The following is a 21,763-nucleotide window of genomic DNA, read 5'->3' as shown; positions in this document are numbered from 1 at the left end:
TGAAGAGTTTGCTCTGGCCCGCCGTCGCGCTGATGAACCGCCTGAGCTTCGGCATGAAGTTCAGCCTGATCAGCGTGCTGTTCCTGCTTCCCATGCTGGTGACCAACTTCTTTCTGGTGCGCGATTCCTATCGGGAATTTCAGGGCACACAAGTGGAGCTGCAAAGCCTCGATTTGCTCGGCAGCAGCCTGACCTTGCGTCGGGACCTGGAAACCCTCAACAACCTGGTGCAGATCAACGCCAGCCTGGGCCAGTCCGGCAAGGCCGGTGATGTGGAAGCGAAGATCGGCAGCCTGGAGCAACAGGTCCTCGCGCGCCTGCAAGGCATGACTGCCATGGCCGTCGAGCCGGAGCAGGTCAGTGCCTTCGATGCCAAGCGCGATGAGATGATCGGCGCTTTCAAGGCCCAGCAGGCCGAAAGCTCCCTGCAGAGCAAAAGTGCGCTGATCGGCAAGTTGCTCAACAGCGCCCAGATGTTCAGCCAGATCATCGCCAGCCAGGCGGGGCTCAGCCGCGACAACCAGAGTGACATCCGCCAGCTCAGCGAGCTGATCGTCGGCACGACCCCCAAGGTCACCCAGATCCTCGGAGAGGGACGGGCACTGGGGGCATCCTCATTGGGGCTGGGGTTTCTCAATTCGGCGTCGAGCACCCGTTTCGACGAGTTGCTGGCGCAGATCGAAAAGCTCCAGGGCGAGTACGACTTGAAACTGCAAGACGCCCTCGGTTCCAGCAAGGCCGCCGGACAAGCCCTGGCCGTCCAGGCCGACGGCAGCAAGAGCAGCCTCAAGAAAGCCTCGGAACTGATCGAGGAGCAGGTGGTGATGGCCGACACCCTTGATGCGCCTTGGCCGGCATTCTTTGAGCAGGTCAGCGGCCTGATGGCGCAAACGTATCGGCTGAACGAAGCGACCCAGGAATTTCTCGGCGTGCAATTGCAGCAGCGCCTGGAGCAGAACCGCAGTCACATGGTGCTGCAAGCCGTGGCACTGGTGCTGGTGTTCCTGTTGATTTTTTACCTGTACGCCGGCTTCTACGCATCGACCCGCACCACCCTCCAGCACTTGGGCCAGATGATGGACAAGGTGGCGGCAGGGGACATGACGGTCAATTTCGTGGCTCGCAGCAAGGATGAGCTGGGCGAGTTGGGTGAGGTGTTCAATGGTACGGTGGCGAAGATCCATGACCTGATCGAACAGGTCGGCCGCACCGTCGCGGAAGTCGAACGTCAGGCCGGGCAAGTGGAAACGGTATCGGCCCGAAGCAACCAGGCCGTCGCCGGTCAGCGTAGCCAGATTGAGCTGGTGGCCACGGCGATGAACCAGATGTCCGCCACGGCCCAGGAAGTGGCCCGCAGTGCCGCCGCTGCGGTCAGCAGCGCCCACAGCGTGAATGACGAAACCCTCAGCGGGCGTGGGCTGGTGGAATCCCAGCAGGGCAGCATCGCTCGCCTGGCCGGCGAGATCGATCAGTCGGTGCAGGTGATCAATCAACTGGCGACCGACAGCCAGGCCATCAGCCGCGTGTTGGATGTGATCAAGAGCATTGCCGAGCAGACTAACCTGCTGGCGCTCAATGCCGCCATCGAGGCGGCCCGGGCCGGTGAGCAGGGGCGCGGTTTTGCGGTGGTGGCCGATGAAGTACGGACCCTGGCCAAGCGCACCCAGCAATCGACCGAAGAAATCGAAGCGATGATCAGCCGCCTGCACGGCGGTGTCGGCGCCGCCGTCAAGGCCATGGGCTCCAGCCATGAGATGGCCAGCGGCACGGTTAGTCAATCGGAAAAGGTCCAGCAGGCCCTGGAAAACATCCTGGGTGCGGTCGGCATGATCGTCGACCAGAACCAGCAGATCGCCGCCGCTGTGGAGCAGCAAACGGCCGTGGCCCATGACATCGACCAGAACATCGTCGAGATCAACCGCGCTGGCGAACGTACGGCCGAAGGCGCCCACCAGACCGAAAACGCCAGCCGTGAGCTGTCCGCCCAGGTGGTGCAGCTCAAGCAACTGATCAATGCATTCAGGGTTTAGCTACACAATGATGTGCACTGCCGAACCAGTGTGGGAGCGAGCCTGCTCGCGATAGCGGTGTATGAGTCGACAAATATATTGTCTGGCACACTGCAATAGCGAGCAGGCTCGCTCCCACAGGAGACTGTCACCAGTTGAACAGTTCGCGGGCGTTGGCCGTGCTGGCCTCGGCCAGCCGCTCCGGGCTCACCGCCATGAGCCCCGCCAGCGCCTCACAAATCGCCGGCAAATGCGCCGGGCTGTTGCGCTCGCCGGGAAACATCGCCGGGGCCATGTCCGGTGAATCGGTTTCCAGCACCACCGCTTCCAGCGGCAATTTCGCCAGCACCCGGTGCATGCGCAGGGCCTGGGGCCAGGTGGCGGCGCCACCGAGGCCGAGCTTGTAGCCGAGCTTGATGTACTCGCGGGCCTCCTCAAAACTGCCGGCGAAGGCGTGAATGATTCCCCCGCGCTTGAGACCAATGCGCTTGAGGGTGGCAATTACAGCGGCATGGCTGCGGCGCACGTGGATCAGCGCCGGCAGTTCGAACTCCGCTGCCAGTTGCAGTTGCGCTTCGAACAACGCCTGCTGGCGCTCACGGTCGAGGGTTTCGATGTAGTAATCGAGGCCGATTTCCCCCACCGCACACAGCTGCCGATGCCCGGCCAGGCGGCTCAGCCACTCGCGCAATTGCGTCAGGTCTTCGGGGCTATGCTGATCAAGATAGACCGGATGCAGGCCCAGGGCGGCGTGCAGGTCGGGGTCGCTTTGCACCAGGTCCCAGACCCGCTGCCAGTTGTCCCGATACACGCCCAGTATCACCATTTGTCGCACACCCAGGGCACGGCTTTCGGCCAGCAGCGCCGGGCGGTCCGCATCGAAGTCCGGGAAGTCCAGGTGGGTGTGGGTGTCGATCAACTCCATGCATCAATCCTGAGGAATCTTCAGCCCTGGTGGATACGCTGCTTGAACGTCCGTGCGATGGCCTGCACGCCTGGCTGGTAGTCATCGCTTTCGATGGCCGCCAGCGCCAGCTCCAGGGCTTTGTCGGCGATCAGTTGATGCTGCTGGGACATGGCATTGACCGGCAGCGGCAGGAAGTCGAGCAATTGCGTATCGCCAAACGTGCCCAGGCGCAGCGGCCGCGACTTGAGCGGGAAATCGTGCAGGGCGTCGAACACCCCTTGCAGCAGCACGTAGGAGGTGGTGATCAGCGCATCGGGCAGATGCCCCAGGCGCGTGAGCATTTCATCCATCAACTGGCGGCCGCATTCACGGCTGAACGACTCGCCATGCTCGATCAGCACCTGGCCCTCGAACCCCGTCAGTGCTTCGCGAAAGCCTGCGGTCCGTTCCTGGCTGATGCTCAACTCGGGACGAGCGCTGATCAGCGCGATTTGCCGAGGGTGGGTCTCCAGCAGGCTGCGAGTCAGTTGCCGGCTGGCCTCGCGGTCGTCGCTGATCACCGAGCAGAACCGCGCCGGGTCCATCACCCGGTCGATGGCGATGATGGGAATGCCCTTGGCCTGCAATTGCAGGTAGCTGTCGTCTCCGGCCGGCAGGCAACTGGCGACGATCAGCGCGTCGCAACGCCGGGCGCGGAACAACTGCAACAGTTGTCGTTCACTGTCGGGCGCGTCGTCGGAGCTGGCGATCAGCAGTTGGTAACCCCGCGCCCGTGCGCCTTGCTCCAACAACTTGGCAATGCGTGCGTAACTGGGGTTTTCCAGGTCGGGCAGGATGAAACCCAGGGTGCGGGTATGCCGGCTGCGCAGCCCGGCGGCCTGGGGGTTGGGCGTGAAGCCATGTTCCTCGACCACCGCCCGCACCCGTTCGACGGTGGCGCTGCTGATGCGTTGCTGTTCGGCCTTGCCGTTGATGACGTAGCTGGCGGTGGTTACGGACACACCGGCCAGTTGGGCAATATCACTGAGTTTCAACCCGGTTTTCCTTGTTTTTTCGAGTTAGCCCTGACGATAAGGGCCATCCTACCCGATTCAAGAGGGTGGTCACCGTCCAAGCGCTTACGACAAGTTGCACTTCAAGGATGAGAGATTATCGAGTAACGTGCCAATCTTTCTAGATTAAACGTTTCAGCAAGCGTATTTTCAAGGCCGGCGGAGTTTTTGGCGCTTCTGCCGCGATAACGCCAAAAGCTGTCCTGCAACGCTAAGCTGATTCATTCAAAACAATACCTGGCGCCAACCGGACGCCAAAAAGGAGAAAGCATGCTCGAGCTCACTCTAGAGCAGATATCCATGGCTCAGACGGCTGTGGATAAAGACGCTGCGCTGCAATTGCTCGCCGACAAACTGGTGGCCGATGGCCTGGTAGCCGAAGGTTACCTCGCCGGCTTGCAGGCCCGCGAAGCCCAGGGCTCGACCTTTCTTGGCCAAGGTATTGCCATCCCCCACGGTACCCCGCAAACCCGCGACCTGGTCTATTCCACCGGCGTGCGCCTGTTGCAATTCCCCGAGGGCGTGGACTGGGGCGATGGTCAGATCGTCTACCTGGCCATCGGCATTGCAGCCAAGTCCGACGAGCACCTGCGCCTGCTGCAATTGCTGACCCGCGCCCTTGGCGAGACTGACCTGGGCCAGGCCCTGCGCCGTGCCGGTTCCGCCGAAGCCTTGTTGAAACTGCTGCAAGGCGCGCCACAGGAATTGGCCCTCGATGCTCAGATGATCGGCCTCGGTGTGTCGGCTGACGATTTTGAAGAGTTGGTATGGCGCGGCGCCCGCCTGCTGCGCCAGGCCGACTGCGTGAGCAACGGCTTTGCCGGGGTGTTGCAGCAAGTCGATGCGCTGCCCTTGGGCGATGGCTTGTGGTGGCTGCACAGCGAACAGACGGTCAAGCGTCCCGGCCTGGCTTTCGTCACTCCGGACAAACCCATCCGTTATCTGGGGCAACCTTTGAGCGGCCTGTTCTGCCTCGCCAGCCTCGGCGAGGCCCACCAGGCCTTGCTGGAACGGCTCTGCGCCTTGCTGATCGAAGGTCGCGGCCACGAACTGGGCCGCGCCACCAGCAGCCGCAAGGTGCTGGAAGTGCTCGGCGGCGAATTGCCCGCCGATTGGCCCAGCGCGCGCATCGGCCTGGCCAATGCCCACGGCTTGCATGCCCGTCCGGCGAAGATTCTTGCCCAGTTGGCGAAAAGCTTCGAAGGCGAGATCCGTGTGCGCATTGTCGACGGCCAGGACAGCGCCGTGTCGGCCAAGAGCCTGAGCAAACTGTTGAGCCTGGGCGCCCGTCGCGGCCAGGTCCTGGAGTTCATCGCCGAACCGAGCATTGCCAACGACGCGTTGCCGGCGCTGTTGGCGGCCATTGAGGAAGGTCTCGGCGAAGAGGTCGAACCATTGCCGCCGCCCAGTGCGCCGCGGGAAACCGTGATGGCCGAAGTCGCGACCGTCATGTTGGCCCCCGAACCCGGCAGCCTGATCCAGGCCGTCGCCGCGGCCCCGGGCATCGCCATCGGCCCGGCGCACATCCAGGTCTTGCAGGCCATCGACTATCCGCTGCGCGGTGAATCTGCAGCCATCGAGCGCGAGCGCCTGCAAAACGCCTTGAACCAGGTTCGCCGTGACATCCAAGGCCTGATCGAACGCGCCAAGGCCAAGGCCATCCGCGAGATCTTCATCACTCACCAGGAAATGCTCGACGACCCGGAACTGACCGACGAAGTCGACACCCGCTTGAAGCTGGGCGAGAGTGCGCAAGCGGCATGGATGGGCGTGATCGAAGCCGCCGCGAAAGAGCAGGAGGCCTTGCAGGATGCCTTGCTGGCCGAACGGGCCGCTGACCTGCGGGATGTCGGTCGTCGGGTGCTGGCGCAGCTGTGTGGCGTCGAAACCCCGAACGAACCTGATCAACCCTACATCCTGGTGATGGATGAAGTCGGCCCATCCGACGTGGCCCGCCTGGACCCGACGCGCGTGGCGGGGATTCTCACCGCCCGTGGTGGTGCCACCGCCCACAGCGCCATTGTCGCCCGTGCCCTGGGCATTCCGGCGCTGGTGGGTGCCGGTGCGGCGGTGCTGCTGCTGGCGCCGGGCACGTCCTTGCTGCTGGATGGCCAGCGCGGTCGCCTGCACGTGGACCCTGACGCCGCCACTTTGCAGCGAGCCAAGGAAGAACGCGACACCCGCGAGCAGCGCCTCAAGGTCGCCGCCGAGCAGCGCCACGAACCGGCGCGGACCCGTGACGGTCATGCCGTGGAAGTGTTCGCCAACATTGGTGAGAGCGCTGGTGTCGCCAGCGCGGTGGAACAGGGCGCCGAAGGTATTGGCCTGTTGCGCACCGAACTGATTTTCATGGCCCACACCCAGGCGCCGGACGAAGCGACCCAGGAAGCCGAGTACCGCAAGGTCCTCGATGGCCTGGGCGGTCGGCCGCTGGTGGTGCGCACCCTCGACGTGGGCGGCGACAAACCGCTGCCGTACTGGCCGATCGCGAAAGAAGAAAACCCGTTCCTCGGTGTGCGTGGCATTCGCCTGACGCTGCAACGTCCGCAAGTCATGGAAGCGCAACTGCGTGCCTTGTTGCGCTCGGCGGACAACCGTCCGCTGCGGATCATGTTCCCGATGGTCGGCAGCGTCGATGAGTGGCGCCAGGCCCGGGCCATGACCGAGCGCCTGCGCCTGGAAATCCCCGTGGCAGACCTGCAACTGGGGATCATGATCGAAGTACCGTCCGCCGCGCTGCTGGCGCCGGTGCTGGCCAAGGAAGTCGACTTCTTCAGCGTCGGCACCAACGACCTGACGCAATACACCCTGGCGATCGACCGCGGTCACCCGACGCTTTCGGCCCAGGCCGATGGCTTGCACCCGGCCGTGCTGCAATTGATCGACATCACCGTGCGCGCCGCCCATGCCCATGGCAAATGGGTCGGTGTGTGCGGCGAATTGGCGGCCGATCCGCTGGCGGTGCCGGTGCTGGTGGGCCTGGGCGTGGACGAGTTGAGTGTTTCGGCCCGCAGCATTGCCGAGGTCAAGGCGCGCGTGCGCGAATTGAGCCTGGCGCAAGTACAAACCTTGGCCCAAGAGGCCTTGGCCGTGGGCAGCGCCGATGATGTGCGCGCATTAGTGGAGGCGCTGTAATGGCGAAGATTCTTACCCTGACCCTCAACCCGGCGCTCGACCTCACGGTGGAGTTGGCGCGCCTGGAGCCGGGCCAGGTCAACCGCAGCGACGCCATGCACGCCCACGCCGCCGGCAAGGGCGTGAACGTGGCCCAGGTGCTGGCCGATCTCGGTCATACGCTGACGGTCAGTGGTTTTCTGGGCGAAGACAATGCCCAGGTGTTCGAGACGCTGTTCACCCAGCGCGGTTTTGTCGACGCCTTTATCCGGGTCCCCGGCGAAACCCGCAGCAACATCAAGTTGGCCGAGCAGGACGGGCGCATCACTGACCTCAACGGGCCCGGCCCGGTGGTCGATGAAGCCGCACAACAGGCCTTGCTGGCACGACTGGAGCAGATCGCCCCCGGCCATGACGTGGTCGTGGTAGCGGGCAGCTTGCCTCGGGGCGTCAGTCCGCAATGGTTGCAGGCCTTGATCACTCGCTTGAAAACGCTCGGCCTGAACGTGGCCCTCGACACCAGTGGCGAAGCCTTGCGCGTCGCCCTGGCGGCGGGGCCGTGGCTGATCAAGCCGAACACCGAGGAACTGGCCGATGCGCTGGGTTGCGAGGTGGTGAGTGAAATGGCCCAGGCGCAAGCGGCGCAGCGCCTGCATGCCCAGGGCGTCGAGCATGTGGTGATTTCCCACGGTGCCGATGGTGTGAACTGGTTCAGTGTCGGCGCGGCGCTGCATGCCTCGCCGCCCAAGGTCAGCGTTGCCAGTACCGTGGGCGCCGGGGATTCGCTGCTGGCGGGCATGCTGCATGGCCTGCTCAGTGCCGACACCCCGGAACAGACGCTGCGCACCGCCACGGCCATCGCCGCCATGGCGGTCACCCAGATCGGTTTTGGCATCCACGACACCGGGTTGCTGGCGTCGCTTGAACAGGGCGTGCGCGTGCGCCCCCTGACAGAACAATAAGAGGGTTCGCAAGATGAAACTAGCCATTGTGACGGCCTGCCCCAACGGCATGGTCACCAGTGTGTTGTGCGCCCGCCTGCTGGACGCCGCGGCTCAGCGCCAGGGTTGGAGCACCAGTGTCGAAGTCCATGACGCCGCCCATCCGGAACGCCAGTTATCAGCCGCGACTCTCGAAGCGGCCGAGTGGGTCTTGCTGGTCGCCAGCGGCCCGGTGGATATGTCGCGTTTCGTCGGCAAGCGTCTGTTCCGCAGCACGCCGGCCCAGGCCCTGCAAGACGTCGATTCGGTGCTGCGGCGCGGTGCCGAAGAGGCCAAGGTCTTTCTCGCCTCGGACGTCGTGGAGCAGGCGCCGACGGTGTCGAGCGAACGCGCGCCACGCCTGGTCGCCATCACCGCCTGCCCGACAGGCGTTGCCCATACCTTCATGGCCGCCGAGGCATTGCAGCAGGCAGCGAAGAAGCTGGGCTACGACCTGCAAGTGGAAACCCAGGGTTCGGTGGGCGCACGCAACCCGCTGAGCCCCGAGGCCATCGCCGAGGCGGACGTGGTGCTGCTGGCGACCGACATCGAAGTCGCCACCGAGCGTTTTGCCGGCAAGAAAATCTACCGCTGCAGCACGGGCATTGCCTTGAAACAGGCCGAAGCGACGCTGAACAAGGCGTTGGCCGAAGGTCGCCAGGAAAGTGCGTCGAGCAGCGCCGGCGCCCCGGCCAAGTCGGAGAAGACCGGCGTCTACAAGCACCTGCTGACGGGCGTGTCGTTCATGCTGCCGATGGTGGTGGCCGGTGGTCTGTTGATTGCCTTGTCGTTCGTGTTCGGCATCACCGCCTTCAAGGAGCCCGGCACGCTGGCGGCCGCGCTGATGCAGATCGGCGGTGACACCGCGTTCAAATTGATGGTGCCGCTGCTGGCCGGTTATATCGCCTACTCCATTGCCGATCGTCCGGGCCTGGCGCCGGGCATGATTGGCGGAATGCTCGCGAGCACCCTGGGCGCCGGTTTCATTGGCGGGATCATCGCCGGTTTCCTGGCCGGTTACGTGGCCAAGGCGATCAACCGCTACGCGCGCCTGCCCCAGAGCCTGGAGGCGCTCAAGCCGATCCTGATCATCCCGCTGTTGGCGAGCCTGGTCACCGGCCTGGTGATGATCTACATCGTCGGCAAACCGGTGGCGGGCATGCTCGAAGGGCTGACCCATTTCCTCGACAGCATGGGCACCACCAATGCGATTCTGCTGGGTGTGCTGCTGGGGGCGATGATGTGCGTCGACCTCGGCGGGCCGATCAACAAGGCCGCCTATGCGTTTTCGGTCGGGCTGCTGGCGTCGCAGAGTTATGCACCGATGGCCGCGACCATGGCCGCCGGCATGGTGCCGCCGATTGGCCTGGGCATCGCCACCTTCATCGCCCGGCGCAAATTCGCCCAGACCGAGCGCGAAGCCGGTAAAGCGGCGCTGGTGCTGGGGCTGTGCTTCATCTCCGAAGGGGCGATCCCGTTCGCCGCCAAGGACCCGCTGCGGGTGATCCCGGCCAGCATCGCCGGCGGCGCGCTGACCGGTGCGCTGTCGATGTACTTCGGCTGCAAGCTCATGGCCCCCCACGGCGGCCTGTTCGTGATGCTGATCCCCAACGCCATCAACCATGCGTTGTTGTATCTGCTGGCGATCGTGGCGGGGAGCCTGCTGACGGGAGTCGCGTATGCGTTGCTCAAGCGGCCTGAGGTGGTGGAGATGGCGTTGGAGCCGGCGAAGGCTTGATCACTTTTATTTGAGCAATGAAATTCCCTGTGGGAGCGAGCCTGCTCGCGATAGCGGTGTGTCAGTCGACAAATGGGTTGCCTGACACTCTGCAATCGCGAGCAGGCTCGCTCCCACAGTGGTTTTGGGGTGGTTATAAAATTCCTGTCACAGCCATTTCACAGAGCCATGCTTAAGTTTTCCCATTTCAAGGGAGAACACCATGAGCGAATTCGACCTGGGCCGTCGCCGCGTGATGCAAGCCGTGGGAGCGGGGTTGTTGTTGCCGGGGCTGGCGCCGGCGGTGATGGCTTCGGTCAAGGATCGGCCGGTGCTCACCGAGGGGGTGCAGGCCGGCGACTTGCAGGGCGACCGGGCGATGATCTGGAGCCGCAGCGACCGCCCGGCGCGGATGGTGGTGGAGTGGGACACCCGCAGCAAATTCAGCAATCCGCGCCGCTTCGTCTCGCCACTGGCCGACTCGCGCAGCGATTTCACCGCCCGGGTCGAACTCACCGGCCTGCCGCCCGACCAGGCGATTTTCTACCGCGTACATTTCGAAGACGCCCAGAGCGGCGTCGCCAGCGAGCCCTGGCTTGGCCACCTGCGCAGCGTGCCGCAGTTCAAGCGCAACATCCGTTTTGTCTGGAGCGGCGATACCGTCGGCCAGGGTTTCGGGATCAACCCGGACATCGGCGGCATGCGCATCTACGAAGCCATGCGCTTGCGCCTGCCGGACTTTTTTATCCACAGCGGCGACACCATTTACGCCGACGGCCCGGTGCCGGCGCAGATCACTGTCGGGGGCGGTCGCGTCTGGCGCAACCTCACCACCGAAGCCAAGAGCAAGGTCGCCGAGACCCTGGATGAATATCGCGGCAACTATCGCTACAACCTGATGGACGAAAACGTGCGCCGCTTCAACGCCGAGGTGCCGCAGATCTGGCAGTGGGACGACCATGAAGTGGTCAACAACTGGTCGCCGGGCAAGCAACTGGACGAGCGCTACCAGACCAAGGATATCCACAGCCTCGTCGGCCGGGCGCGACAGGCCTGGCTGGAATACGCACCGATGCGCCGGCAGAAGGCCGACGGTGGTGGACGCATTTACCGCAAGCTCGGTTACGGGCCGATGCTGGATGTGTTCGTGCTGGACATGCGCAGTTACCGTGCAGCCAATGACGCCAACCTCGGCGCGGCCAAACCGTTCCTGGGGCGTGAGCAATTGAACTGGCTCAAGCGCGAATTGAAGCACTCCCGTGCCCAGTGGAAAGTCATCGCCGCCGACATGCCCATCGGCCTCGGCGTGCCGGATGGCGAGGTCAGCCCCGGCGTGCCGCGCTGGGAAGCGGTCGCCAACGGTGACCCGGGCGCGGCCCAGGGGCGCGAGCTGGAAATCGCCGAATTGCTCGGCTACCTGCGTAAGCACCAGGTGCGCAACTGCGTCTGGCTCACCGCTGACGTCCACTATTGCGCCGCCCACCACTACCACCCGGAACAGGCCGCGTTCCAGGATTTCGAACCGTTCTGGGAATTCGTCGCCGGACCACTGAACGCCGGCAGCTTCGGGCCCAATGCCCTGGACAAGACCTTCGGTCCCGAGGTGGTGTTCCAGAAAGCCCCACCGGCCCAGAACACTTCGCCGTTTGCCGGGTATCAGTTTTTTGGCGAGGTGAACATCGACGGGCAGAGCGGGGAGATGAGTGTGGTGTTGCGGGACTTGGAAGGCGTGGCGGTGTTTGAGAAGAAATTGCAGCCGGTTTGATTATTGGCTGTAGTTATCTTCTGTGGGAGCGAGCCTGCTCGCGATGCGGTTTGTCAGCCGACACATAGGCTGTCTGATACTCCGCTATCGCGAGCAGGCTCGCTCCCACAGGGGATGGTGTGTGGCTGTGGATGAGGGGCGGTCAGTAGACATCCCGCCGATACCGTCCCTGCTCGATCAGCCGTTCCACTTCCTCGCGCCCCAGCACCAGGTTGAGCACGTGATCCACACCTGACGCCATGCCCTGCAAGCTGCCGCAGACATAGATCACCGCGCCGTCGGCCAGCCATTGCTTGAGCAGTGCGGCCGATTCCAGCAGGCGATCCTGGACGTAGATTTTCTGCTTCTGATCCCGGGAGAAGGCCAGGTCCAAGCGCTCCAGATCGCCGGAAGTCACCCACTCCTGCAGCTCATCGCGGCAGTGGAAGTCGTGTTCGCGGTTGCGCTCGCCGAACAGCAGCCAATTGCGTTGCATGCCCTCGGCGACGCGGGCCTTGAGCAGGCTGCGCAAACCGGCCAGGCCGGTGCCGTTGCCCAGCAGGATCATCGGCACGCCCTGGGCCGGCAGATGGAAGCTACTGTTGCGGCGCAGCCGCAGGCTGATGGCGCTGCCCAGCGGGGCGTGTTCGGTCAGCCAGCCGGAACCGACACCCAGGCTGCCGTCGGCATGGCGCTCCTGGCGCACGATCAGCTCCAGCACACCGTCGGCCGGGATCGAGGCGATGGAATACTCGCGCATTGCCAGTGGCGCCAGCGCATCCACCAGTGCCTGGGCATGCAGGCCAACCAGATGGGCGCGGTTCTCCGGCAGTTGGCGGGTCGCCAGCGCCTGATCGAGGCTCCGGGGCAGACCATCGACTTGCACGCGTGCGTTGCCGGAGATGCCCAGGCCATCGAGGAAGTGCTCGATGGCCAACAGGTCATTGCGCGGCAGGATTTCCACCAGGTCACCGGCCAGCCAACTGCTCGGGCCGGGGGCGGTGAGGCCCAGCAGGTACACGCCCGAGCCGCTGCTGTCGGGGTTGAGCAGGGTGCGTTGGCTGAGGGTCCAGTTTTCGAAGCTGGGTGCCTGCCAGGTGTCCACTGGCGCCTGGCCGGTCAGTTCGGCCAGTTGTTGTTGCCAGTGACGCAGGGCGTAAGGGTCGCCGCTGTCGACTTCCACCGGCGCGAACAGGGTCTTGCCGCCGTGTTCCGCCAGCCAGGTGTGCAGGCGTCGGGCGAAACCACAGAAGTGTTCATATTGCCGGTCGCCCAGGCCCAGCACCGAATATTGCAGGCGCTCCAGGCTCAAGGCCTGGCCCAGCACCTTGCGTTCGAAACCGCGGGCACTGTCAGGCCCTTCGCCGTCGCCAAAGGTGCTGACGACAAACAGCGCGTGGGTGGTGTCGTTCAAATCCTGCTCACGAACATCAGCCAGCGGTTGGACCTTCACCGGCAAGCCGGCCGCCTGGAGTTGGCCGGCGGTCTGCCAGGCCAGGCGCTCGGCGAAACCGCTTTGGCTGGCGAAGCCGATCAACCAGGCCGGCGCATGGTCCGAGGGCGCGATGAATGCCTGGCGGGCTTGCCGGACTTGGCGTTTCTTGCGGCGACGGTCCAGGTACAACAACCAGCCGGTGATGAAGAACAGCGGCATGGTCAGCGCGGCGACGGTCACCAGGATCCGCCCGACCAGGCCGAAGTAACTGCCGACATGCAGGGCATAGACACTGGTCAGCAATTGCGCCTTGAGGCTCTTGTCGCTGTAGCGGCTGTGCCGGCTGACAACGCCGGTGGTCGGGTCGAGGGTGAGCTGGTTCAGTGCCCGGTCATGGGGCGAGTTTTTCAGCAGGTAGAACACGGTGGCCGGCTGCCCGGCCACGGGCGGCATGCGCACGTTATAGGCGGACAAGCCCGGGCCGGCGGCGCTGTAGATGCTGCTCCACATCGCCCGGTAATCGGCGATCGGCGGCGGGCCCTCAGGAGCCGGGCCGCGATTGCGCACCCGTTCTTCCTTGGGCGAGTCCGAGAGCAGGCGGGTCACGCCTTTGTTGTACCACTCGTAGGACCAGGTCAGCCCGGTCAGTGCCGCCAGCAGATAGAACACCAGGCACCAGGTACCCGCCACCGAGTGCAGGTCCCAATTGAAGCTACGGCCTTTTTTCCCCCAGTCGAGGGTCAGCCAGGCGCGCCAACTTTTCCATTGGCGCGGCCAACGCAGGTACAGCCCGGACAGGCAGAAAAACACCAGTATCAACGTGCAGGCGCCGGTGATTTGCCGGCCCACGTCATCCAGGGTCAGGACGCGGTGCAGCCTGAGCACCAGGCCGAAGAAATCCTGGCCCACCACATCACCCATGAACTGAGCGTTGTACGGATTGAAATAGCGCATTGGCCCGCGCTTTTCCCCAGGCGGTGCCGCGAAGATCACCCGCGCGGCGTTGCCGCTGTCAGTCTCGACCCAGAGCATGGCGACGGTCTTGCCGGTGACGGCCTCGATCTGTTCCACCAGTTCGGCGGGCGGCAGGACGCCGGCCGGTTGCTTCTCGACCGTCAGTACCTGCGGATTCAAGGCTCGCAGGATTTCATCCTGAAACGACACCATCGCCCCGGTAACGCCCATCAACGCCAGGACCAGCCCGGCACTGATGCCGAAAAACCAGTGCAACTGGAACAGGGTTTTCTTCAACACGTCGCCCGCCTTTGAGTCATTACTGTTCATCACGGCGCGCATGTTATCGAGAATCATTAATAAACACACATAAAAAGCCATGCACTATGGGGATGAACGTGGCTATTTTTGTGGCCGATTGTCTAAGTGGATGATGTATCGAACACCTCCTTGTGGCGAGGAGATCTATCGAAACGTCGCATCGCCCCGCTGGACTGTGGGAGCAAAGCTTGCTCGCGAAACAGGCGCCTCGACTTCTGGAAAACCGTATTGCTTCCATCGCGGGCAGGCCTTGCTCCCACAAAAAAGCCCGTGACACAGTCACGGGCTTTCGGGGCCGGCGATCAGCGCGTTATACGTAGAACGACTTCAGCGGCGGGAAGCCATTGAATTCCACCGCGCTGTAACTGGTGGTGTAGGCACCGGTCGACAGCCAGTACAGGCGGTCACCGATGGCCAGGTTCAGCGGCAAACCGTACTTGTAGTTTTCGTACATGATGTCGGCGCTGTCGCAGGTCGGGCCGGCGATGACCACTTCTTCCATCTCGCCTTTTTTCTCGGTCCAGATCGGGAACTTGATGGCTTCGTCCATGGTTTCGATCAGGCCGGAGAACTTGCCCACATCGGTGTATACCCAACGCTCGACGGCGGTACGGGACTTGCGCGCCACCAGCACCACTTCGCTGACCAGGATGCCGGCGTTGGCGATCAACGAACGGCCCGGCTCCAGGATGATTTCCGGCAGATCGTCGCCGAAGTCTTCCTTGAGGAAGCGGATGATTTCCTCGGCGTAGGTTTCCAGGCTGTTGGTGCGGGTGATGTAGTTGGCCGGGAAGCCGCCGCCCATGTTGATCAGCTTCAGGACGATGCCGTCTTCTTCTTTCAGGCGCTCGAAGATCACCTTGACCTTGGCGATGGCCGCATCCCAGACGCTGATGTCGCGCTGTTGCGAGCCAACGTGGAACGAAATGCCATATGGCACCAGGCCCAGGTCACGAGCCAGGATCAGCAGGTCCATGGCCATGTCGGTCTGGCAGCCGAACTTGCGCGACAACGGCCAGTCAGCGGTGGTCGAGCCTTCGGTGAGAATACGCACATAGACCTTCGAGCCCGGCGCGGCCTTGGCGATGTTGCGCAGGTCGGCTTCGGAGTCGGTGGCATACAGGCGCACACCCTTCTCGTAGAAGTAGCGGATGTCGCGGGATTTCTTGATGGTGTTGCCATAGCTGATCTGATCCGGGCCGACGCCGCGGCTCATGACCTTGTCCAGCTCGTAGATCGAGGCGATGTCGAAGTTCGAGCCTTTATCCTTGAGCAGGTCGATGATTTCCACCGCCGGGTTGGCCTTGACGGCGTAGTAGACCTTGGCGAATTCGAAACCGGCGCGCAGGTCGTCATAGGCCTGGGCGATCATCGCGGTGTCGATCACCACGAACGGGGTTTCCTGCTTGTCGGCGAACGCTTTCATTTTCTGGAAAGTTTCGCGCGCGAAATAATCTTCGACCTGGATCGACATACTTGGGACTCCTACTGGCAAACATCAGGATCAATGGGTGTGAGGGCAAGCAGCCCTCGTGAACGTCCTCCGTATCCCCACTTTGGTTCGCCTACTTCCCAAGGCATGTCGCCGAAAGCAAAAAGGCCATGGGATGCATGATTCCCTTGGCCTTGCTGTCTCGTCGTCAGTACTTGAGCCGGATGGATCGTTTCCAGCATGGACGTTCGGCGCGAACTTTAGGGCGTGAGGGGCCTGAGATCAACTAAAAATGTCGCGTTTTCGCACACATCCGTCGTGTGGCCCGCGACAGCTCATGATGTAACCGACCGGCGTGACAGATTGATGTTCCCGTTGAAGTTGTTTTTGAGGTGTTTCAGGGGTATTTGTGCAGCCCCATTCGCGAGCAAGCCCGCTCCCACACTGGGCTGTGTTCAACCACAAATTGCCGGTCGATGCAGATCTAATGTGGGAGCGGGCTTGCTCGCGAAGGCGTCAGTCAAGCCAACGCTGTCTCGGCCGGCGAGACAATGCTGGTCTTGCCCCCACGGGACTTGCCCGAACTCAGGTACTCGGCAATCGATTCCTGGGTCACTTCGCCGAGGAACACCCGCTCGGCGTCCATCACCGGCAACCACGACCGGTTGAACTCGTACATGCGCGACAACAGGATCCGCAGGTGTTCGTCGTAGGCGGCGGTGGCGTTGAACTCGCGCAGGTATTGTCCGCACGTGCCGGTCTGGCGGTACAGGTCGCGACGACGGACATAGCCCAGGGCCTTGTTCTCGGCGCAGGTGACCACCACGTAGCGACGGTCATGTTCGTCCATCAGCTCCAGGGCCTCATTCACCGGCGTCTCGGGGCTGACCGACGGGGCGTTGTCCGCCGCGTCTTCGGCCTTGACCAGCAACAGGCGCTTGAGGGTGCTGTCCTGGCCGACGAAGCTGCTGACGAACTCGTCGGCTGGATGCGCGAGCAAGGTGTCCGGGTGATCGAACTGGACCAGCTTGCCGGCGCGGAAGATCGCAATCTTGTCCCCCAGCTTGATGGCTTCGTCGATGTCGTGGCTGACCATGATCACGGTCTTGTTCAGCGCTCGTTGCATCTCGAAAAACTCGTTCTGGATCATCTCGCGGTTGATCGGGTCCACCGCGCCGAAGGGTTCGTCCATCAGCAGCAGTGGCGCATCGGCCGCCAGGGCGCGGATCACGCCGATCCGTTGCTGCTGGCCGCCGGACAGTTCACGGGGGTAGCGATGCAGGTATTGCTTGGGCTCGAGCTTGATCATGCTCATCAACTCGCGGGCACGGTCGTGGCATTTCTGCTTGTCCCAGCCGAGCAGGCGCGGGACCACGGTGATGTTTTCCTCGATGGTCATGTTCGGGAACAGGCCGATCTGCTGGATCACATAACCGATGTTGCGGCGCAGGGTCACTTCGTCCAGGCCGGTGGTGTCCTCGCCGTTGATCAACACCTTGCCCGAGGTGGGCGGGATCAGGCGATTGATCATCTTCAGCGTGGTGCTTTTGCCACAGCCCGACGGCCCGAGGAACACACAGATCTCGCCTTCGTTGACGATCAGGTTCACCGAGTCCACGGCCTTGACGTCCTTGCCGTTGCTCTTGAAGGTTTTGCTGAGGTTTTGAAGTTCGATCATTTGAGGAGTCCTTTTGGGGTCAGCGAGCGTTGCAGCCATTGCAGAAGCAGGTCGGCGAAGATGGCCAGGAGACTGACCAGCACGGCGCCGACGATCAGCATCGACATGTCGCTGCGGCTGATGGAAGCGAGGATGAGTACGCCCAGGCCACCGGCACCGATGGTGGCGGCGATGGTCATGACACCGATGTTCATGACCACGGCGGTGCGCACGCCGGCCAGGATCACCGGCACGGCGATGGGCAGTTCGACCATGCGCAGGCGCTGGCCGAAGGTCATGCCAATGCCACGGGCGGCTTCACGGATGCCCGGTTCCACGCCGGTCAGGGCCAGGTAGGTGTTGCGCATGATCGGCAGCAGGGAATAGAGGAACACGGCGGTGATCGCCGGCATCGGCCCCAGGCCCTGGCCGAATTTGGAATAGAACGGCAGCAGCAGGCCGAACAGCGCAATCGACGGAATCGTCAGCAGCACCGTGGCGCTGGCCTGTAATGGGCCGGCGAGCGTCGGGAAGCGGGTCATGAAGATGCCCAGCGGCACGCCGACCACAATCGCCAGGGTCACGGCGATGCCCACCAGGGTGATGTGCTGCCAGGTCAGGTGCAGTACCAGCGGCCAGTCCAGATGGGAAAAGGCGTCAAGAAAGTCCATGGCTTTTCCTCCAGGTCATTGGGTTGAGAGCAGGGAATGCTGGCGCAGGAAATCGGCGGCAACGGTGGAAGGGCTTTCGTGGTTGACGTCCACGCGGGCGTTGAGCTGGCGCATGGTTGCATCGTCGAACAGTTCGGCCAGGGGCTTGAGCTGTGCCGCCAGTTGCGGATGCGCGTCGAGGAATGCCTGGCGCACCACTGGCGCGGCGGTGTAGTCGGGGAAGTAATGCTTGTCGTCTTCCAGCAACTTCAGCTTGAACGCGTTCAGCCGGCCGTCGGTGGTGTACACCAGCCCGGCGAACACCTGGCCGTTGCGCAGGGCGGTGTAGACCAACCCCGCATCCATCTGCCGGATGTTCTTGCGGGTCAGGTTCATGCCGTACTGCTCGACCATGCCCGCCAGACCGTCGGAGCGATTGGCGAACTCGGTGTCCAGGGCCACCAGGTGATTGTCATCGGCTTCGGCCTGCAGCACCGTGTTCAATTGGCTGATGCTGTTGATCTGCGGGTATTGGCGGGCGATTTTCTCTGGCAGGGCCAGGGCGTAGGTGTTGCTGAACTTCGACGGCGCCAGCCAGACCAGGCCTTTTTTCGCGTCGAGTTCCTTCACTCGGGCGTAGGACTGGGCGCTGTCGAGTTTCTCGGTGACGTGGTTGTAGGCCACCAGCGACACGCCGGTGTATTCCCACAGCAGGTCCAATTGCCCGGTTTCATGAGCGCTGCGGGCCAGGTTACTGCCCAGGCCACCGGTGATCTGCGCGTCGTAGCCCTTGCTGCGCAGGTATTGCGCGGTGATTTCCGCCAGCAATGTCTGCTCGGTGAACACCCGGGCGCCGAGGCGGATCAGGGGTTTTTCAGCGGCTTGGGCCAATCCTGCGAACAGCAGGACACAGCCCAGTATCAAGCTCAACTTCTTCATAACGATTTCCTTTATCCGGCCTGGCTTATGACGGGCGTAGACCGCGTTCCAGCCAGAGGCGGCTGGCCAGTGTCACCAGGCCGTCGAGCAGCAACGCCAGCAGGGCGGTGCAGGCCGCGCCGAGCAGCAGCTGCGGCTGGTTGTTCAAGGCGATGCCGGGGAAGATCAGGCTGCCGAGGCTGTTGGCGCCGATCAGGAACGCCAGCGGCGCGGTGCCGACGTTGATCGCCAGCGCCACCCGCACGCCACCGATGATGATCGGCACGGCATTGGGCAATTCGACTTTCCACAGCACCTGGCGCGGGGTCATGCCGATGCCGACGGCGGCTTCCTTGAGCGAACCCTGGACGTTTTTCAGGCCTTCATAGGTGTTGCGCACGATGGGCAGCAACGAGGCGAGGAACAGGGCGAAGATGGCGGGCCCGCTGCCGATGCCCAGGATGCCCAGGGCGATGGCCAGTACGGCCAGGGGCGGTACGGTGTTACCAATGTTGAACACTTGCATGAAGCGTTCGGCGCGCCCGACCAGGCTGGGGCGGCTTAAGGCGATGCCGGCGGGGATGCCAACAATCAGGGCCGCCAGCATGGAGGCCAATACAAGCATCAGGTGCGCTTGCAGGTAGAACAGTAGGTCGTCGTGGTAGCGTTGGATCGTATCGATGCCGATCCAGTGGACCAACAGGGCCAGGAGAGCGACGACGACCGCCCCCCCGATAAGCCCTTTGCCATAGCGGATAGCCACAGGCGGACTCCTTTGTCTTTCAGTCGGCGCACGCTTTCCCGGGCGGCGAACCATCACTGGTTGCCGGGAAAACGTTCGCGAGAAGCAGCTCTTTGGATGCCGGTAAAACGGCAGCCAAATCGAGCCATGAGCGCAGCCTCGTCAGGCTAACTTGCTGATTTTTCAGACCCTGACGAATAGCCGTAACAGGGTGGTGGACGCCTCCACGCGGCAAAAGGTTCCCATGCCAGGGAAGATCTGGCCACCCTGGATGTGCTCAACGGTTCGGTTCCTGGCGCAAGTTGAGCTATAATCGCCGCCCTTTTTTGAATCACCTGCCAGGCGATTTCCCATGACCAAACAGGCCGCCGAAGTCGCGAAACGCCGCACTTTCGCCATTATTTCCCACCCCGATGCCGGTAAGACCACCATCACCGAGAAGCTCTTGCTGATGGGCAAGGCGATTGCGGTCGCCGGCACGGTGAAATCTCGCAAGTCCGACCGCCATGCCACCTCCGACTGGATGGAAATGGAAAAACAACGGGGTATTTCCATTACCACGTCGGTCATGCAGTTCCCGTATCGCGATCACATGATCAACCTGCTCGACACCCCGGGCCACGAAGACTTCTCCGAAGACACCTACCGCACCCTCACGGCAGTGGACTCGGCGCTGATGGTCCTCGACGGCGGTAAAGGCGTCGAGCCACGGACCATCGCGCTGATGGACGTCTGCCGTCTGCGGGACACGCCGATTGTCAGCTTCATCAACAAACTCGACCGCGACATCCGCGATCCGATCGAACTGCTCGACGAGATCGAAGCGGTCCTGAAGATCAAGGCGGCGCCGATCACCTGGCCGATCGGCTGCTACCGCGACTTCAAGGGCGTGTATCACCTGGCCGACGACTACATCATCGTCTACACCGCCGGTCACGGCCATGAGCGCACCGAAGTCAAGATCATCGAGAAGCTCGACTCCGACGAAGCCCGCGCGCACCTGGGCGACGAGTACGAGCGCTTTGTCGAGCAACTGGAACTGGTGCAGGGCGCCTGCCATGAGTTCGACCAGCAGGAATTCCTCGACGGCCAACTGACCCCGGTGTTCTTCGGTACCGCGTTGGGCAACTTCGGTGTCGACCATGTGCTCGACGCCGTGGTCGATTGGGCCCCGCGCCCGCTGGCCCGCGTCGCCAACGAGCGCACCGTGGAACCGGTGGAAGAGAAGTTCTCGGGCTTCGTGTTCAAGATCCAGGCGAACATGGACCCCAAGCACCGCGACCGCATCGCCTTCATGCGCATCTGCTCCGGCAAATATGAAAAAGGCATGAAGATGCGCCACGTGCGCACCGGCAAGGACGTGCGCATCGGCGACGCCCTGACTTTCTTCTCCTCGGAACGCGAGCAACTGGAAGAAGCCTTCGCCGGCGACATCATCGGTTTGCATAACCATGGCACCATTCAGATCGGCGATACCTTCACCGAAGGCGAAGCCCTGGGTTTCACCGGCATCCCGCACTTCGCCCCGGAACTGTTCCGCCGCGTGCGCCTGAAAGACCCGCTCAAGTCCAAGCAATTGCGCCAGGGCCTTCAGCAACTGGCCGAAGAGGGCGCCACCCAGGTGTTCTTCCCGGAGCGCAGCAACGACATCATCCTCGGCGCTGTCGGTGTGCTGCAGTTCGACGTCGTCGCCAGCCGCCTGAAAGAGGAATACAAGGTCGAGTGCTCCTACGAGCCGATCACCGTGTACTCCGCGCGTTGGGTCGAATGTGGCGACAAGAAGAAGCTCGAGGAGTTTTCCAACAAGGCCGTGGAAAACCTTGCTTTGGACGGCGGCGGTCACCTGACCTACCTGGCGCCGACCCGGGTCAACCTGGCGCTGATGGAAGAGCGCTGGCCGGATGTGAAATTCCGCGCGACCCGCGAGCATCACTAAACATCAAGTGTTAAAACCGAAGACCCCGCGGCGAAAGCCGCGGTTTTTTTTGGTGGGCGAAAAAGTCGTTTCAATCTCCCAATCATCCGGCAACAGGAAGCATGCTGCCCTTCTTGCTATCGGGCACTTCTGGCATGGGTGGCGATGCATGTTATGGGTATCAGAACTGCGATGGATTTCCTACAGAACCTAACA

General features: G+C 63.0%; 14 protein-coding genes and 1 pseudogene. 7 read left to right on the top strand and 8 right to left on the bottom strand.

What is annotated here, in order from left to right:
- Positions 1-32: 32 nt before the first annotated feature.
- Both AC30D9_RS12985 and AC30D9_RS12980 read left to right on the top strand, forming a co-directional pair.
- Positions 33-1,124, top strand: a pseudogene (locus AC30D9_RS12985) (methyl-accepting chemotaxis protein); the annotation flags it as partial.
- The gene (locus AC30D9_RS12980; RefSeq protein ID WP_490144201.1) at positions 1,101-2,030 is read left to right on the top strand and encodes a methyl-accepting chemotaxis protein; all 930 of its coding nucleotides are present in this window, start codon (positions 1,101-1,103) and stop codon (positions 2,028-2,030) included. The pseudogene AC30D9_RS12985 and the gene AC30D9_RS12980, both read left to right, overlap by 24 nt.
- A 127-nt stretch (positions 2,031-2,157) precedes the next feature.
- Here the strand turns inward: AC30D9_RS12980 and AC30D9_RS12975 are convergent, their stop codons facing one another.
- Together AC30D9_RS12975 and cra are read right to left on the bottom strand one after the other, a co-directional pair.
- Complete coding sequence (locus AC30D9_RS12975) at positions 2,158-2,934, bottom strand: TatD family hydrolase (protein ID WP_307575659.1); 777 nt, start codon at positions 2,932-2,934, stop codon at positions 2,158-2,160.
- 20 nt (positions 2,935-2,954) lie between these two features.
- Positions 2,955-3,950, bottom strand: coding sequence for a catabolite repressor/activator (cra, locus tag AC30D9_RS12970; protein ID WP_490144149.1), 996 nt, complete (start codon positions 3,948-3,950; stop codon positions 2,955-2,957).
- A 288-nt stretch (positions 3,951-4,238) separates the two neighbouring features.
- Here cra and ptsP point away from each other — a divergent pair, with 288 nt between their 5' ends.
- The 4 genes from ptsP to AC30D9_RS12950 all read left to right on the top strand — a co-directional run bounded on the left by ptsP (position 4,239) and on the right by AC30D9_RS12950 (position 11,544).
- Positions 4,239-7,103 (top strand): phosphoenolpyruvate--protein phosphotransferase, encoded by a 2,865-nt coding sequence (ptsP, locus tag AC30D9_RS12965; protein ID WP_307575655.1) that lies wholly within the window; start codon positions 4,239-4,241, stop codon positions 7,101-7,103.
- Positions 7,103-8,044: a 1-phosphofructokinase gene (pfkB, locus tag AC30D9_RS12960; protein ID WP_307575653.1), complete on the top strand. Its 942-nt coding sequence runs from the start codon at positions 7,103-7,105 to the stop codon at positions 8,042-8,044. Before ptsP ends, pfkB begins: the two co-directional genes overlap by 1 nt.
- A 13-nt stretch (positions 8,045-8,057) precedes the next feature.
- Positions 8,058-9,800 carry a PTS fructose-like transporter subunit IIB gene (locus tag AC30D9_RS12955; RefSeq protein WP_490144148.1) on the top strand — a complete coding sequence of 581 codons (1,743 nt, stop codon included), beginning with the start codon at positions 8,058-8,060 and terminating at the stop codon, positions 9,798-9,800.
- 202 nt (positions 9,801-10,002) lie between these two features.
- The gene (locus AC30D9_RS12950) at positions 10,003-11,544 is read left to right on the top strand and encodes an alkaline phosphatase D family protein (protein ID WP_490144147.1); all 1,542 of its coding nucleotides are present in this window, start codon (positions 10,003-10,005) and stop codon (positions 11,542-11,544) included.
- A gap of 142 nt (positions 11,545-11,686) precedes the next feature.
- Here AC30D9_RS12950 and AC30D9_RS12945 read toward each other — a convergent pair whose 3' ends face one another.
- From AC30D9_RS12945 to AC30D9_RS12920, 6 genes are all read right to left on the bottom strand, one after another.
- Positions 11,687-14,212 carry a PepSY domain-containing protein gene (locus tag AC30D9_RS12945; protein ID WP_490144200.1) on the bottom strand — a complete coding sequence of 842 codons (2,526 nt, stop codon included), beginning with the start codon at positions 14,210-14,212 and terminating at the stop codon, positions 11,687-11,689.
- 331 nt (positions 14,213-14,543) lie between these two features.
- Positions 14,544-15,707, bottom strand: a complete 1,164-nt coding sequence (locus AC30D9_RS12940) for a type III PLP-dependent enzyme (protein ID WP_072341133.1) — start codon at positions 15,705-15,707, stop codon at positions 14,544-14,546.
- Positions 15,708-16,185: 478 nt separating this feature from the next.
- A complete protein-coding gene (locus AC30D9_RS12935) occupies positions 16,186-17,343 on the bottom strand; it encodes an osmoprotectant ABC transporter ATP-binding protein OsmV (protein WP_490144146.1) in 1,158 nt (385 codons plus the stop codon).
- Positions 17,340-17,993, bottom strand: a complete 654-nt coding sequence (locus AC30D9_RS12930) for an ABC transporter permease (RefSeq protein ID WP_024616353.1) — start codon at positions 17,991-17,993, stop codon at positions 17,340-17,342. Before AC30D9_RS12930 ends, AC30D9_RS12935 begins: the two co-directional genes overlap by 4 nt.
- Before the next feature lie 15 nt (positions 17,994-18,008).
- Complete coding sequence (locus tag AC30D9_RS12925) at positions 18,009-18,911, bottom strand: glycine betaine ABC transporter substrate-binding protein (protein ID WP_490144145.1); 903 nt, start codon at positions 18,909-18,911, stop codon at positions 18,009-18,011.
- Between the two features lie 25 nt (positions 18,912-18,936).
- Positions 18,937-19,653 (bottom strand): ABC transporter permease, encoded by a 717-nt coding sequence (locus AC30D9_RS12920; RefSeq protein WP_134922816.1) that lies wholly within the window; start codon positions 19,651-19,653, stop codon positions 18,937-18,939.
- 331 nt (positions 19,654-19,984) lie between these two features.
- Here AC30D9_RS12920 and AC30D9_RS12915 point away from each other — a divergent pair, with 331 nt between their 5' ends.
- A complete protein-coding gene (locus tag AC30D9_RS12915) occupies positions 19,985-21,568 on the top strand; it encodes a peptide chain release factor 3 (protein WP_109753512.1) in 1,584 nt (527 codons plus the stop codon).
- Positions 21,569-21,763: the final 195 nt, after the last annotated feature.

It is taken from the genome of Pseudomonas sp. DF11 (assembly GCF_058148565.1).
Note: the sequence above shows the minus strand (reverse complement) of the source record. Positions and strands in the feature narration are given on the sequence as shown.

Coding starts and splice junctions, on each gene's coding strand:
- AC30D9_RS12980 (WP_490144201.1), top strand. CDS start 1,101: ATGACGGTCAATTTCGTGGCTCGCAGCAAGGATGAGCTGGGCGAGTTG.
- AC30D9_RS12975 (WP_307575659.1), bottom strand. CDS start 2,934: ATGGAGTTGATCGACACCCACACCCACCTGGACTTCCCGGACTTCGAT.
- ptsP (WP_307575655.1), top strand. CDS start 4,239: ATGCTCGAGCTCACTCTAGAGCAGATATCCATGGCTCAGACGGCTGTG.
- pfkB (WP_307575653.1), top strand. CDS start 7,103: ATGGCGAAGATTCTTACCCTGACCCTCAACCCGGCGCTCGACCTCACG.
- AC30D9_RS12955 (WP_490144148.1), top strand. CDS start 8,058: ATGAAACTAGCCATTGTGACGGCCTGCCCCAACGGCATGGTCACCAGT.
- AC30D9_RS12950 (WP_490144147.1), top strand. CDS start 10,003: ATGAGCGAATTCGACCTGGGCCGTCGCCGCGTGATGCAAGCCGTGGGA.
- AC30D9_RS12940 (WP_072341133.1), bottom strand. CDS start 15,707: ATGTCGATCCAGGTCGAAGATTATTTCGCGCGCGAAACTTTCCAGAAA.
- AC30D9_RS12935 (WP_490144146.1), bottom strand. CDS start 17,343: ATGATCGAACTTCAAAACCTCAGCAAAACCTTCAAGAGCAACGGCAAG.
- AC30D9_RS12930 (WP_024616353.1), bottom strand. CDS start 17,993: ATGGACTTTCTTGACGCCTTTTCCCATCTGGACTGGCCGCTGGTACTG.
- AC30D9_RS12925 (WP_490144145.1), bottom strand. CDS start 18,911: ATGAAGAAGTTGAGCTTGATACTGGGCTGTGTCCTGCTGTTCGCAGGA.
- AC30D9_RS12915 (WP_109753512.1), top strand. CDS start 19,985: ATGACCAAACAGGCCGCCGAAGTCGCGAAACGCCGCACTTTCGCCATT.